Source organism: Candidatus Symbiopectobacterium sp. NZEC135, from assembly GCF_025962695.1.
This window is the reverse complement of record NZ_JAGFPF010000011.1, coordinates 1-15106: the sequence shown is the minus strand read 5'-3', so window position 1 is coordinate 15106 and position 15106 is coordinate 1. Positions and strand designations below refer to the sequence as shown.

The following is a 15106-nucleotide window of genomic DNA, read 5'->3' as shown; positions in this document are numbered from 1 at the left end:
CCGGGGTTATACTCTCGGTTTATCGCGACAGCAGATTCTCGCTCCAGAATATCTACTCATTGGTATTCCCGACGGAGCGTGATAGTTACTTTCGAGTCATTTCATAGCTTATAAGTGCGTTACATGAAACAAGGCGATAACCTGGTATAAAAATAATTTCTTTCCTCATACCATGGCTCCACTTATTAATAGGGAGTCATCAATATGCTACCGTCCATCTCAAGCGCTATACATTCACTTCAATCAATTGCCCCAGCCCAGAGATCTTCGCAAGAAGATAACCCTGCGACCAAGAGAGTTAAACTTATAAATGACAAATTATCAACGCTACAGCTCGAACAACACGCTTACAATGAAAGTTTAACGTATTATGAAGGTTTTTTTTCAAAAAACAATAAAGCAATCCTTACATTGTGCAACACGGGTGACAATATCAATGAACCATTAAAAACGGTTCTCGCAACGATAAATTCGATTACGGACAATGATAAACTCGGTGAAGAGAATTCGGAAAATTATACCTAACTCAATCAATAGATGAGATTGATAAATTGATTCAGTCGAGCGAGAGTAACAAAACCAGTACTGGTGAACGAATCAGCAAAGAAATTGGTAGTATTACTACTCGAGTTGGAAAGGAGGTCGAACGTAGCTTAGACAAAACAAAAGATGAATTTGATCGTGTTATGCCCCGAGTTCAAAAGGAGGCCGAGCGCAACATAGAAAAAGCAAAAAATAAAGTCAAGCGTTTGTTCAAAAAGTTTTAACATACCTAGTTTAGGAATCAATATGCGTGTTTTAATATCACTGAGCGAACGATAATTAACTCAGGGGCAGGAAAAACTTTTTTATTGTTCCAGCAGCATTAACCCAAGCGCGTATTGCAGCCCTCCCGATGGCAGGATATAGTGATGGTGGCGTTATCTGCGCCACCATCCGCGGAAAGGGCTGCGCCCAAGATAAGTAGGCAACCTCAAGGTTACGACTCCCCACCTGAATGCGGATAAGGTATTGGAAAGGAGTTCGTATGTCTGTACATCCGATAAGTAATGGTCATATCAATCTGGTTCAACAGCGCAAACGCGCGAAAGAATTGTTGCAACGTATCAAAGCAGGCCTTGAGCCTGAAAAATTGGCACTGCTTCATCGCCTTAATCCAACGTTCGACCTAACTCTTGCCAGCGCACAGTGGTTAATTGCGCGTGACGTTGGGTTTGAAAGTTGGCCTAAGCTCAAAGCGCATGTTGATGCCATCGCCTTTGCCCGGCGTCATCCCCATTTCACTGCTGATGATGAAAGCAAAACCCAGCACTGGCGTTGCGGCAATGATATTGAACACAATCTGCGACTCGCCGGTTTTCACGGCACATTTCACAGCTATACCGACCCACTGTCTATGGGACCGGTTCAGGACGTTCCCTTTGCCGACTACCGCACGGCTCGCTGCACCTTTATTCAGCAGGCGTTTCAGTTGGACGCCGTTGACGTCACCCGCCGTTTTGACGAGGAGCAGGCGCAGTGGCAACGTTTACCCGATGCTGAACATGCGGTTTTGTGGTGCGAAGCCGACCCTTACGATCAACTTTTTCTAATCCGCACACTCTCATCACTCGAAAAACAACCACAAAAGCTCGAGCTTATCGCGGTTGGCGATATACCCGGCGTGAAGCGTTTTATTGGACTGGGCCAGTTATCACCCGATGTATTGGCCTGGCTCTGGACGCAACGCAAGGCGGTGCCTGCCGATGCAATAGCACTGGCGCACCACGCCTGGTCGGCCTGGTGTGCACCTTCGCCAGAAGCGCTCTTTGCGCTGGCCCAGCGTGAACACACCGCTTTACCTTATCTTTCCCGTTCCTTGCGCCGATTATTGCAAGAATTACCGGGCATCAACGACGGCCTTTCCCTGACTGAACGTCTGTCATTACACCATATTGCGCAATCAGGCCCCACCAGCCTCAGGAAGGTATTCAGAGAGCTGATCACCACCCGCGACCCACTGCCATATATGGGCGACATGATGTTCTATTCCGCCATCAGACCACTGATAACAGGTGCAAACCCGCTGCTGCGTATCCGCGCAGCAGCAGATACAGAAGCCCTGCAAACGGTGGAATTAACGGCGCTCGGCCATGACATACTTAACGGCAAAGCTTACTGGCTTGATTTTGCATCACAGCCTCACTGGGTTGGCGGGGTTTGCCTAACTCCCCGTGAGACGCATTGGGCTGTGGACAATAATGGGCGTCCGGTATGGCGGGATTTATAGCGCTGTTTTCAGTGCAAACACAGTAACCCCCCCCGACCTGCTGGTCAGGGTATCAGAGAGTTATATCAATACCGGCCGTTAAAACCATCCCAATATGTTTTGAGCAGGCCATCGATATATAACCTTCGAGATTCTTGCGGATTCTCTACTGAATATTTATGCGTGAAAAAAGATAGCTTCATATTTGAATCAGGCAATAACTGCGGATCGCTAAAGCGGTTTGCATTCTGTTGTGCTTCTTGCTGAGACAAGCCTTTGGCACGATCCTGCTGCCCTAAATGGTATATCTTTTCAAATTCAGGAAGTAATTGTGCGGTCGTCTTATTAACATGAATACGCGTATTAGGATCGAAATGTTGATGTGACAGTTGATGTGCCGTGTGGTAGGCGTGACGCATTGGACTGGATAGTGAACTAGCACACCCACAACATGATAATACAATCAATAATAATACAAATCGATGTAACGTCCTCACCCAAGTTCTCCTTTTCTTGATGCAACATGCCAAGTGCAATATCCAGTGTAAGATACTAAAAAATATCGCTGACAATAAACAGATAACGACACAACTTCCACCCGTTAAATACCTTAACGCACGAATAAAAACGTTCTGTTAGCACGTGTTGCGTTATGAAACCTGACACCAACAAACCACGCATATCCCCCGGCCTCATCTCCCATATCAAATGACGTTTTAACGTGGGATATTTTAGCTTTTTTTCATCATCCACCAGCACCCCTATAGCACCCCAAAAACTATTTAAGTTATTGTATATAAGAAAAAAAGCCCCGGCAACACGCCGGGGCTTGGTACTCGCAAGCAAACCCGAAGGGATGCTGCGCGGTAAAGGACTCGTTGGGCGAATTGTCCACATCATCAGGGGACAGGGACTGTCTGGCACCCCGCATTCAGCACGCGCTTCATTTCAGCAACGATGTCGCCATCGACGCAATAGTGGCTGAATTCGTCCAGATCGCTTTCAGCATCGGAACACATGGACACACCCACTTTGCGAAACCGCATCGCCGAAGGAATCCAGTGTCCGGCTGAACTGTGCAATTCCTGAATACCGCTTCGCTGAAATTTATGCAGGTTGGTCAAGCGCACGCCTGCTCCCGCCATAATAATTGGACCACGACTCGCCCGTATTAGTTCACGTAATAACGTTAATCCGTTTTCAGCTTGCTGCTGCTGACCGGATGTCAACACGCGCGCCACGCCCAAGTCCGTGAGTTGTTGCAACGCCATGTGCGGATTGAGGCACAGATCGAAAGCACGGTGGAATGTCACAGCCATCCCCTCACACAGTGCCATTAATACTTTCATGCGTGGCAGATCGATATGCCCTTCTTCATCTAACACACCGATCACTACACCCGGAAAACCCATTTCTTTAATGCGCTGAATATCGTACTGAATGGTGCGAAACTCACTGTCGCTGTAACAGAAATCCCCGCCGCGCGGGCGTACAATAGGATGCACCGGCAGCCGTAACCTGCTCCTAGCCTCGACAAGAACACCATAGCTGGGCGTGAGCCCGCCTTCACGCTGGCCGGCACAGAGTTCAATTCGGTCTGCTCCTGCCAGTTCCGCCGTGAGTGCGCAATCAACGCTGTAACAGCAAACTTCCAACTTTGACATGTTATCTCCCCCGCCTGCGTCACATTGCGCTGTGGCCATTGCACCATCAACTAGCACGTTATGGCTTTAGGATAAATATGGCATCTGAATAAAAATGCAAAGGAGAGCCGAGTCACAGAGGGCAGGATTACCCCCATGCTATCCATGACGTGTCACACAAATCTTACCAAAAGCCGTTAGCCAGTATCAGGACCAGGCTACTTCTGCTCGCTGGCAATCACTTCACGAATGGAATACGGATGAAACTTGATAGTGGCTGTCCCGTCGCTCACGGCTAACGTGGGATTAGGCAAGCGTTCTTTGTCGCTACCAGGTTGGCTGAATTTTAGGGTAATGTGCGGTGAAGCCAGCGCGCTATCGGAAAGACAAGCCAGAGCGCGTGCATGCAAGGTGTCTGGACTGCCCGCTAAGACTAATTCGATGTGCTCCCAACCTTCAGTGGGGTAAAAGCGCTGACCAGGCCAGGGTAATTCAATACAGTCAATGCTCAACGGGCCCACGGTTATTTTTTCGTTAAGCGAAAAAAGGCAAATAGGACGTCCGTTAATTTGATTTTCAGAAATTAATACCCCTAGCGTTAATAACGTTTCTTTCCATTGCGCAGCCGTCGTATTTTGGTTGCAGCGCAACGCTATATGGTCCGCTTCAAATTGCGACAAATCTAATGACAGCGTATCCGCTAACTGTAGCAACGCACGCTCAAAGCGGGCCAAATCCTGTTGAAGTGCAGGGGGTAACATTCCAGACATTGCATTTCCTAACATTAACAATAATTAATTTTTGAATAGTAACGCGTTGCGCGTTCTTTACCTACCATTCCGGCACAAACCAGGTGTAGCGCGCTCTGCATCGTCGGCCACAGCACAAAAAGCCTACGTGACCATGTCCCTGATGTTGTAACATCCTGAAACATAACGTGATGAAAATCACCTTATGCTATATCCCTTCATTATTAACCACCTCACCGTATTTGATAAGGATATCTAACGGCAGCGGAATTTATAAACACAGCACAGCAAATGGTCCACAATAACGTATTACAATTCATTCATCCGTAAATTATACGAATTTAGGGAATATTCTTAAAAGAAAAGATTAATCTTAAACCTCTTGACCTACATTGTAACACCTAACAAAAACAGGTAATTTGTTATCGTATCGCAATAGTATACAGAGAAATAATTATGATTTTAGCCATTTTATCGGTTCTGCTTATTGCCATTGCGGCATATGCAATTTTTAAACATTTTAAAACAAGGGAAAGTCAACGTATCGGAACCCATCATCGGGGAAGAAAGCGTTAACTGTTTTTTGCTAGCACAGGTACTCTTTTTCTTCTTCTTTGCCCCCTTTTTCGACGCGTTACCTCCCCTCTTCGTGTTCTATCCCCCTTGCATTTTCTCAGGAAAATTCTCGCGGGGAAGGCTCGCCCTGCTGACGACTAAGCCCAAATATGGTATAAGCGGGGGCTAAATTTTTATTAAAGGTATCCAGGTGAATATTCAGGCTCTTCTTTCGGAAAAAGTCAGCCAGGCATTGGTTGCAGCAGGTGCGCCCAACGGCACAGACCCGCAGGTGCGCCAGTCTGCCAAGGCTCAGTTTGGTGATTACCAGGCCAATGGTGTCATGGCAGCGGCGAAAAAACTTGGGCTTGCTCCGCGACAACTGGCAGAGACGGTCGTTCAGCATCTGGCGTTGGACGGTATTGTCGCCAAAACAGAGATCGCCGGTCCGGGATTTATCAATCTGTTTCTGGATGCGCAATGGTTAGCACAACAAACCGAACGGGCTTTGAACACACCTAAGTTGGGTATCACTCCGGTTACGCCGCAAACCATCGTGGTTGACTATTCCGCGCCTAACGTCGCCAAAGAAATGCATGTCGGCCACCTGCGCTCCACCATTATTGGCGATGCTGCGGTACGCACACTTGAGTTTCTCGGACACAAGGTTATCCGCGCCAACCACGTGGGTGACTGGGGGACACAGTTCGGTATGTTGATTGCCCATCTGGAAGATGTGCAGAAAGACACCTCCGGCGAACTGGTATTGCCCGATCTGGAAGCCTTCTATCGCGAAGCCAAGCTGCGTTACGATGAAGATGCCGCCTTCGCTGAGCGCGCCCGCCACTACGTGGTGAAATTACAGGGCGGAGACGTTTATTTCCGCGAAATGTGGAGCAAACTGGTTGATGTCACCATGACACAAAACCAGCTCACCTACGATCGCTTAAATGTCACTCTGACCAAAAAAGACGTAATGGGCGAAAGCCTCTACAACGCGATGCTGCCGGAGATTGTTGCCGATCTGAAAGCAAAAGGCCTGGCCGTTGAAAGTGAAGGGGCAACGGTGGTTTTCCTTGATGAGTTTAAAAACAAGGAAGGCGAACCGATGGGCGTTATCGTGCAGAAGAAAGATGGTGGCTATCTCTATACCACCACTGACATTGCCTGCGCCAAGTACCGTTATGAGACGCTAGGCGCCAACCGCGTTCTTTACTATATCGATTCCCGTCAACACCAGCATTTGATGCAGGCGTGGACAATCGTGCGTAAAGCAGGCTATGTGCCTGAATCAGTTTCATTGGAACACCATATGTTCGGCATGATGCTGGGCAAAGATGGCAAGCCGTTCAAAACCCGCGCGGGGGGCACCATCAAACTGGCCGATCTGTTAGACGAAGCCTATGAGCGCGCATTAACGCTGATCGCGGGTAAAAACCCGGATATGGAACAAGACGAGTTGCGTGAATTGGCGCGCATTGTCTCCATCGGTGCGGTGAAATATGCCGATCTGTCAAAAAGCCGTACCACGGACTACGTGTTTGACTGGGATAACATGCTCGCGTTTGAAGGCAATACCGCGCCTTATATGCAGTATGCCTATACCCGCGTTGCCTCGATTTTCAAACGCGCCAATCTGGATAAAACCGCACTGACGCAACCTGTGATATTGAATGATGGGAAAGAAACGGCGCTGGCAACCCGCCTGATGCAGTTTGAAGAAACCATCACGATCGTGGCGCGTGAAGGGACGCCGCACGTGATGTGTGCCTACCTGTACGATCTTGCTGGTTTGTTCTCCAGTTTTTACGAGCATTGCCCGATTCTGAACGCAGACAGTGACGCGGTGCGTCAAAGCCGCCTGAAACTGGCCCTGCTGACCGCAGAAACGCTGAAACAAGGGTTAAGCACCTTGGGTATTGAAACCGTCGATAAAATGTAATCAACGGCGTCATGTCATAAAAAAACGGTGGCCTGAGCCACCGTTTTTTATTGGGGCCGATTACATGCCTCGACGCGCAAAATCGCGCGGACGGAAGCCAAGCAGCGCAAGCATCGCAAAATAGGTCCCCGCCCCGACCACCACCACCAGCAGCAGGCGCGAAATACGCACTGTCATGCCGCCAATGTCCCAGGCCGGCATCCACATCAACAACGCGATCAATACTGTCGACATGGCAAGCACAGCGATAACCAGCTTGACCAGAAACGTGCCCCACCCCGGACGCGGCTGGAAAAGCTGCTGTTTACGCAACTGCCAATAGAGCAACCCGGCATTTAGACACGAGGCCAATCCAATGGACAGCGCCAGCCCAGCATGCTGCAACGGCCCGATAAAGATCAGGTTCATGACCTGCGTCAGCGCCAACGTCACCAACGCAATTTTCACCGGCGTTTTGATATCCTGCCGAGAATAGAACCCCGGAACCAACACTTTTACCACAATCAGCCCCATCAACCCGATGGCGTAGGCAATCAGCGCCCGCTGCGTCATCAAAGCATCCAGTGCGCTAAACTTGCCATACTGGAACAGCGCCACAATCAACGGTTTCGACAAAATGCCCAAGGCAACAGCACTTGGCAACGCCAACAGAAAGCAGAGACGCAGCCCCCAATCCATCAGGTGTGAATAGGCCTCCTGATCGCCGCTGGCGACGCTTTTCGCCAGCGATGGCAATAAAATCGTGCCCAAAGCGACCCCCAGCACACCGGACGGAAACTCCATCAGTCGGTCAGCGTAGTACATCCAGGAAACCGCCCCTTCACTGAGAAAAGAGGCAAATATAGTGTTAATGATCAACGAGATTTGGCTCACTGATACGCCCAGAATCGCGGGCGCCATCAATTTCATCACTCGCCCGACGCCAGGGTGACGCCATTTAAAGCGCGGCAATACCAACATCCCGATCTTTTTAAGATGCGGCAGTTGGTAAACCAATTGCAGCACCCCACCCAGCAACACCGCCCAGGCCAGCGCTAACACCGGCGGATCAAAATAGGGTGTGGCGAACAGGGCAAAACCAATCATGCTGATATTGAGAAATGTCGGCGCAAACGCCGGGACAGAGAAGCGGTTCCAGGTGTTTAATACCGACCCCACCATCGAGGTCAACGATATCAGCAAAATATACGGAAAGGTGATACGCAACAGCGCCGAGGTCAGTGCAAACCGATCGGGCGTGGCGGCAAACCCTGGCGCTGTCACCATGATAACCCAGGGTGCGGCGATCATCCCGGCCACGGTCACCAGCGCCAGCACCAGCGTCAACATGCCTGACACGTAGGCAAGAAAGGTTCGCGTTGCTTCATCCCCTTGTTGGCTTTTATATTCCGCCAGTATCGGAACAAATGCCTGCGAGAAAGCCCCCTCGGCAAAAACACGACGTAGCAGGTTTGGCAGTTTGAAGGCGACGAAAAAGGCGTCTGTCGCCACTCCTGCGCCAAATACCCGTGCGACAATGGCATCGCGGATAAAGCCCAAAACGCGCGATAGCATGGTCATTGAACTGACCGCGGCCAATGATTTTAATAAATTCATCCGATTCGATTCTGTTCTGTTCTGTTGTGTCGAGAGTTACAGCGGAACGCAGCCCGCCAAGCGTGGCGACAGTCTACGCATCAGGGGCGGAATAGCCACCCTTGATGAGAGTTCACAGCAGGATTCAGCATGATGTGAGCAGCGACTCAACCACTCGCTGCGCCAGAACCGCCTGCTCGCCTGATGTTTGGGGTTGAACACCTTTATCAAGCGCATCGACAAAATGGTGAACGGCTCCCACAAAACCGCGCTGTTCTAAAATACTTTGCCAGGACGGTGCCGGGTACCGCGTGATAATGCCACCGCTTTCCTGCCAGCAATCACTGAGATTATCGACGTGGTGAATGGCCCCCTGTCCGATCATCTGTACCGACTCGCGCTGACTGCCCGCGCAGCGATGCATGCTGGTGACAACCTGACAGGAGGCAGAAGCAAACACATGTTCAGCAAAAACAAGCTGTCCTGCTGCATTATTGCGCACGACGCCACCTTGTAACGTCGCGCCCTCACCCGCCAGCCACAGTGCGGTGTCAACCACGTGCAGGTAGTCATCCAACAGCGTGAAACTCGCCGGTTGCGGACCCACGTTATCCGCACGGTGTTTTTCCACCCGAACAGAATCGGGATGCAGTAACGTTGATTTCAGCGATTGATAACCGGGAGCAAAACGACGGTTAAATCCGACCATCACGGTTTTTCTCTGTCGATCGGCTAACGCTAACAGCGCCTCGGCCTGCGCCAGCGTTTCTGCCAACGGTTTATCAACATACACGTGCACGCCAAGATGCAGTAACGCGCTGATCACGTCGTAGTGGCTGGCGGTGCTGCTGTGTACCATCACCGCGTCGCATGCGCTCGCCAGCGCCTCCAGTGATGCATAACCTGACAGGCGATACTGTTGGCAGAGCGCGCGCATTTTTTGCTGATTCGGAGAAAAAACGCCAGCAAACGTCCAGTGTGTTTCCTGGCTCAGCACCGGTAGATAGGCTTTTTGCGCAATCGAACCAAGTCCAACCATGCCGATACGGATGCGCCCTGCGTCCGTTTTCACTGTATTCATTGTGTCACCTTCTGTCAGGGAGCATTCTCTCGGGCAATACTCAGGATTGTTGCGACAATAAGTGCGCCAATTGCTGTTTCAATTCAGCTACCTCTTGCTCCAGCACCAGCACACGCTGCGCGAGATCCGTCGAATCAGCCTCAACGCGCCCTTCAGCACTGTCCATGACCGCAACGGGTTCATCATCGCCAAACAGGTGCATAAAGCGGTGTTCCCGCTTACCCGGCTCACGCGCCAAACGCACCACAAAGGGGCCATCTTCCCGCGTTTGCAACAGTGTCAGCGTCTGTTCAACCTCATCGACATCCGCAAATTCATGCAAACGCCCCGCTCGAGTTCGTAACTCTCCCGGCGTTTGTGCCCCACGCAGCAACAGCGTCGTGACCAGCGCCACTTCTGCGGAAGAAAACTTCAGATCGCCGAATTCAGAATTGCAAAACCGGTGCTCATACTTCATCACGCGATTACCAAAGCCACTGAGGGTTCTGACAACGTGCTTTTTAACCAGCACATCCAGCGTTTGTTGAACCTCGCTCTCACTGAGTTCCAACACTGGCTCGCGGTTGGTTTTCTGATTACATGCCGTTACCACGCCATTTAGCGACATGGGGTACTGTTCTGGTGTAGTGATCTGTTTTTCCAATAAACAACCCACCACACGCAACGCTTTGGTATCAAACTGATATTTCATTCTCTGGGCTCCTATCGCTGAGGCGTCCACTGTTCATTCGTCAAGGCAGTCAGAACGTGATCCTGCCAGGTGCCGTCGATTAACAAATATTTTTTAGCATAGCCTTCACGTTCAAAACCGAGTCGCGTCAGCAGATTACCGCTGCGCTGATTGTGCGGCATATAGTTGGCCATAATTCGGTGCATGTGCTGTTGGCGCTGCATATAGCGCAGCGCAGGCTGTAAGGCTTCATACATCATGCCCTGCCCCTGCCATTTCTGGCCGAGCGAATAGCCCAGATAGCACGCGTGGAAGGAGCCACGCAGGACGTTACTGAAATTGGCAACTCCACGCACCTCATTTTCATTCGGATCGAGCAGCAAGAAGTAATAAGCAGCCCCTTGCTTATGCATGTCGTTGATCACGCTAAGCCGCGCTTGCCAGCCGGAAGGATAACAATGGCTGGCATCGCGCACCGGCTCCCAGGGTTTTAAAAAATCACGATTTTCCGCATAGTATTCCGCCAGACGCCAGGCATCACGCTCGTGGGCTAAACGCACGACCAGCCTGTCCGTTGTCATGTATACCCGCGCCGGGGTTGAACGATAGCCAAACATCTCTGCCTCGTTTTTTTCGTTGTTCGATAAGAAAAATTTATCGCGATAATTTGCAGTACAGGTTTAACTGAAAAACCAGTCCCTGAACAGGGAGTCAAACGCCTGACCACAAAAAACGCCGATACTCGCTACTATAACCGCATCAATTCTCTGGCGTAAAACCTCCAGCGGTGACTTATTACGCAATTACGCCAACATCGCCGCATTTTGGTTAAAAAAAAGTCATTCACGTTGCAATCGCAGAGGCTCGGAACGATAAAAAAATATTGTTCTGTAAAGACTATCCTGCCATTTGATTAGGGTACAAAATAGACGCGTTGTAACTCTTTCTTTTTTTCTCTTGTGGTGAAACATGCCTCTGATGTCACAAGCTCGGAGTCTCGGCAAATATTTCCTTTTATTAGACAATATGCTGGTGGTTCTGGGTTTTTTTGTCGTATTCCCGCTAATTTCCATACGCTTTGTTGACGATCTGGGTTGGGCGGCCTTGCTGGTGGGCATCGCTCTCGGATTACGTCAGTTTATTCAACAGGGATTAGGTGTTTTTGGCGGTGCCATTGCCGACAGGTTTGGTGCCAAACCGATGATCATTACCGGCATGTTGCTGCGCGCCGCCGGTTTTGTGTTTATGGCTATCGCTACCGAACCCTGGCTGCTCTGGCTCTCCTGCGCGCTCTCTGGTCTTGGCGGTACGCTGTTCGATCCTCCGCGCACCGCACTGGTGGTAAAGCTGGTTCGTCCGCAGGAGCGTGGGCGCTTCTACTCATTACTGATGATGCAAGACAGTGCCGGGGCGGTTATCGGTGCGCTGATTGGCAGTTGGCTGCTGCAATATGACTTTACCGTCGTGTGCTGGGGCGGTGCAGCGCTATTCGTACTGGCGGCAGCGTTGAACGCCTGGCTGCTACCCGCCTATCGTATCTCGACCGTGCGCACGCCGATTTCTGAAGGTCTGCTGCGTGTCATTCGCGATCGGCGCTTCCTGATTTATGTTCTTACGTTGACCGGCTACTACATGTTGGGCGTGCAGGTGCTGTTAATGCTCCCGATCATGGTCAATGAGATTGCGGGCACGCCCTCGGCGGTGAAATGGATGTATGCGATTGAAGCCATGCTATCGCTCAGTTTGCTCTATCCGATTGCACGCTGGAGTGAAAAACGCTTCCGCCTGGAACAGCGTCTCATGGCAGGACTGTTTATCATGACACTCAGTCTGTTTCCCATCGGCATGACTACCACGCTGCCGACGCTGCTGATGCTTATCAGCCTGTTTTACATGGGATCGATTATTGCAGAACCCGCTCGTGAAACGTTAAGTGCGTCACTGGCCGATGCGCGTGCACGCGGCAGTTACATGGGATTCAGCCGTCTGGGTCTGGCGTTGGGCGGCGCACTGGGCTATAGCGGCGGCGGTTGGTTGTTTGATACCGGGCATCGGCTTCACATGCCGGAGCTGCCGTGGTTTATGTTAGGCATTATCGGTTTACTCACGCTGGCAACCCTCTATTGGCAGTTCAATCTGCGTAAGATAGCACCCGCCATGCTGGGAGAACATTAAGGCACAGGTTAGCAATTTCTGTGCTTTCAGCGCTATCTGATAGCTAACCCGGGGCTAATAAGGCAGTGTATCTCTGCGCCCGTTAGCCCCGCAGATTTTCTGCTAAGCTCAGGGCACCCTTTCTATCGCTAAACAGCCATACTTCAGAAACACAGCACGTGCAGAGGAACATCAATGAAAAAATCAGGGATAGCCGCCATTGCCGCAGTGGCGCTGACGTTACTTGTTAGTGGCTGCGATCGGCTCACGCAATACTCACTTAGCGAGCAAGATGTAAACCGTTATCTGCAAAAACACAACGATTTTAAAAAACAGATCGGCATTCCAGGCGTAGTCGATGCCACCATCGTATTGAACGATCTGAGCAGCCAGATCGGCCGTGCCGAACCGGGCAAAGTCACACTGAAGGGTCATGCCAAGGTGGACATCAGCTCGCTGCTGGGTGCCCAGTCAGCGGACGCCTTGCTGACGCTGAAAGCACAACCGGTATTTGATAAAACGAACAGCGCCATTTACCTCAAAGAGATGGAACTGGTGGATTATCAAGTGACACCAGAGAAGATGGATACCGTGTTCAAAACGCTCACGCCCTATTTGAATCAGGCATTGAAGAACTATTTTGATCAGAAACCGGCCTATGTGCTCAGTGATGAAAATAGCAAAACAGAAGCCTTAGCCAAGAAACTGGCAAAAGGCATTGAGGTAAAACCGGGACAGATTGCTATTCAGTTGACGGATTAAGCCTTTATCAGGGCGGGTTTCCCCGCCCTGATATACCGATTTAGGCCTCTGGACTTTCCTGCACGTCCTCGTCGCCCTCTTCTTCCACCAAATCTTCCCGTAACGCGTCCAACGCCTCGCGTGTTAGCAATGCCAGCGTGCGATAAAATGCGGTAGTGGCGTGGCTTTCGACTTTACCAAGAAACCGATCGCTCCAGGGCAGCAAAAACTCGTCAAACAGGGCCAACTGCGCGGCATTCTCATCTTCCGCGGCCTGATCTTCAAGCCAAGAAGCAGCCAGCAGCAACGCGCCAAAATGGTCAACGGCACCTTCTTTGAGCGGCATGCCACGCTGTTGCAGAAAAACGCGAACCGCGTCTTCTGCCTCATTTTCGACATAGGAGGAGCGCCAGGGGGAAACCGCACCGCCTTGTTCAATAAATAGCGCATGATAATCGGCGGTTAATGCGCTGATATCAACGTTCTGCTGCATGCGTTCCAGCAAAGCATCCTGATTGAGCGGCCAATGCGGCTTGAGTTTGCCCTGCTCAATCATCGTCAACAAAGGGGTCACCACGGCATCGTCAGGGGCCCGATTAAACAGCGTACCGAGCAGCCGGCATACCAATGAGAATTCGTTCATGTCATACCTGTTGTTATTATTCAATTAAGTGACAACGTCACCAAATAATTATAAAGCCGCCAGTTCTGCTATCGCAGGGCGACCACGTTGTTCCAGAAAATCTAAAACACGGCGAGGGCTCACATTCAGTATCCGCTCTTGCGGAAAATCAATTTCCTGCACAATACGTTCGCAGTGCGTAAAATCGCCCAGCGTGAACGCAATATGGGAATCAGATCCAAGCGCCAACCTTCCGCCCGCATCACGCACTGCCTCAGCAATGGCGCGACAATTGGGTCCGCTGCCTTTACGTGAATGCATAAACGAGGAGTTATTCAGCTCAAGCGCGACGTCATAATGCGCTGCGGCTTGCGCCACGGCGGCAATATCAATCGGATATTTGGGGTTGCCAGGATGGCTGATGATATGCACATTGCCACTGGCCATAGTGGCAATCAGCGCCTCGGTATGAGCCACCAGATCCTGCGGTGGCAGCACGGGCTCATGAAAGCCGGCAATGACCACGTCCATTTGCTCCAGCATGACCCCGGTACAGTCGATGTCACCCTGACGGTTTTTGATATTGGATTCAATACCACGCAGGATGCCGACGCCATCCACTAATCGCGGCCACACACGCATATTCATAAAGTGCCAGTAGTGTGGCGCATCTGCCATATCAGGGCCATGATCGGTGATGGCAAACAGGCGGATATCCTTACGTTTTGCCTCTGCAATATAGTCATGCAGGGTGCTGTAAGCGTGGGTACTGGCGACAGTATGCATATGTAAATCGACGGGATACATGGTCTCTCCTGGCTAGGCATTTCATCGTCAGCATACCATTTCTCACCGGCACTGGCAGCCTGTGCCTCATCCATAACGAAAATTTAACATACTGGTAGCGCCCTATTTAAACTAAAATAGGTCAGTAAATCAGCAAATTGCATTAAGTTTGGCTAAACGCGCATTTTGTTGCATAAACTCATTGACGCTGCCCGGCAATTTACCTACATTAGCGCCCGTCGCCGCAGCATGCTGATGGCGAGCAATCCGGTGAGGTGTCTGAGTGGCTGAAGGAGCACGCCTGGAAAGTGTGTATACGTGAAAGCGTATCGAGGGTTCG

At 50.7% G+C, this 15106-nt stretch carries 15 protein-coding genes; 5 read left to right on the top strand and 10 right to left on the bottom strand.

All coding sequences use genetic code 11. The features are described from left to right. The first annotated feature begins 204 nt into the window (after window positions 1-204). Complete coding sequence (locus tag J5224_RS08415; RefSeq protein WP_264624935.1) at window positions 205-525, top strand: hypothetical protein; 321 nt, start codon at window positions 205-207, stop codon at window positions 523-525. Window positions 526-1027: 502 nt separating this feature from the next. Beyond that, complete coding sequence (locus J5224_RS08410) at window positions 1028-2269, top strand: DUF1835 domain-containing protein (protein WP_264624934.1); 1242 nt, start codon at window positions 1028-1030, stop codon at window positions 2267-2269. Window positions 2270-2334: 65 nt separating this feature from the next. Here J5224_RS08410 and J5224_RS08405 read toward each other — a convergent pair whose 3' ends face one another. The 3 genes from J5224_RS08405 to J5224_RS08395 form a co-directional block, all read right to left on the bottom strand. Beyond that, window positions 2335-2745, bottom strand: a complete 411-nt coding sequence (locus tag J5224_RS08405; RefSeq protein WP_264624933.1) for an Exc2 family lipoprotein — start codon at window positions 2743-2745, stop codon at window positions 2335-2337. 402 nt (window positions 2746-3147) lie between these two features. Next, window positions 3148-3912, bottom strand: a complete 765-nt coding sequence (gene cutC, locus J5224_RS08400) for a copper homeostasis protein CutC (protein WP_264624932.1) — start codon at window positions 3910-3912, stop codon at window positions 3148-3150. 197 nt (window positions 3913-4109) lie between these two features. Next, window positions 4110-4652, bottom strand: coding sequence for a VOC family protein (locus J5224_RS08395; protein ID WP_264625034.1), 543 nt, complete (start codon window positions 4650-4652; stop codon window positions 4110-4112). A gap of 754 nt (window positions 4653-5406) precedes the next feature. Here J5224_RS08395 and argS point away from each other — a divergent pair. Further along, window positions 5407-7137 carry an arginine--tRNA ligase gene (gene argS, locus J5224_RS08390; protein WP_264624931.1) on the top strand — a complete coding sequence of 577 codons (1731 nt, stop codon included), beginning with the start codon at window positions 5407-5409 and terminating at the stop codon, window positions 7135-7137. Window positions 7138-7197: 60 nt separating this feature from the next. On the opposite strand, the gene murJ is transcribed toward argS, so the two are convergent. From murJ to rimJ, 4 genes are all read right to left on the bottom strand, one after another. Further along, entirely contained in the window at window positions 7198-8733 is a 1536-nt protein-coding gene (murJ, locus tag J5224_RS08385; protein ID WP_264624930.1) for a murein biosynthesis integral membrane protein MurJ, read from the bottom strand. 124 nt (window positions 8734-8857) lie between these two features. Further along, complete coding sequence (locus tag J5224_RS08380) at window positions 8858-9793, bottom strand: Gfo/Idh/MocA family protein (RefSeq protein ID WP_264624929.1); 936 nt, start codon at window positions 9791-9793, stop codon at window positions 8858-8860. Between the two features lie 40 nt (window positions 9794-9833). Further along, complete coding sequence (locus J5224_RS08375; protein ID WP_264624928.1) at window positions 9834-10484, bottom strand: DUF480 domain-containing protein; 651 nt, start codon at window positions 10482-10484, stop codon at window positions 9834-9836. Between the two features lie 11 nt (window positions 10485-10495). Further along, complete coding sequence (gene rimJ, locus J5224_RS08370) at window positions 10496-11080, bottom strand: ribosomal protein S5-alanine N-acetyltransferase (protein ID WP_264624927.1); 585 nt, start codon at window positions 11078-11080, stop codon at window positions 10496-10498. Between the two features lie 352 nt (window positions 11081-11432). On the opposite strand from rimJ, the gene mdtH reads away from it, so the two are divergent. After that, the gene (mdtH, locus tag J5224_RS08365; RefSeq protein WP_264624926.1) at window positions 11433-12638 is read left to right on the top strand and encodes a multidrug efflux MFS transporter MdtH; all 1206 of its coding nucleotides are present in this window, start codon (window positions 11433-11435) and stop codon (window positions 12636-12638) included. A gap of 174 nt (window positions 12639-12812) precedes the next feature. Further along, window positions 12813-13379, top strand: coding sequence for a lipoprotein (locus tag J5224_RS08360; protein ID WP_264624925.1), 567 nt, complete (start codon window positions 12813-12815; stop codon window positions 13377-13379). A 40-nt stretch (window positions 13380-13419) separates the two neighbouring features. Here the strand turns inward: J5224_RS08360 and J5224_RS08355 are convergent, their stop codons facing one another. From J5224_RS08355 to J5224_RS08345, 3 genes are all read right to left on the bottom strand, one after another. After that, complete coding sequence (locus J5224_RS08355) at window positions 13420-14001, bottom strand: molecular chaperone (protein WP_264624924.1); 582 nt, start codon at window positions 13999-14001, stop codon at window positions 13420-13422. Window positions 14002-14049: 48 nt separating this feature from the next. After that, window positions 14050-14787 (bottom strand): phosphatase, encoded by a 738-nt coding sequence (locus tag J5224_RS08350; protein WP_264624923.1) that lies wholly within the window; start codon window positions 14785-14787, stop codon window positions 14050-14052. 129 nt (window positions 14788-14916) lie between these two features. Continuing rightward, the coding region (locus tag J5224_RS08345; RefSeq protein ID WP_264624922.1) for a hypothetical protein at window positions 14917-15106 on the bottom strand (190 nt) is incomplete at its 5' end.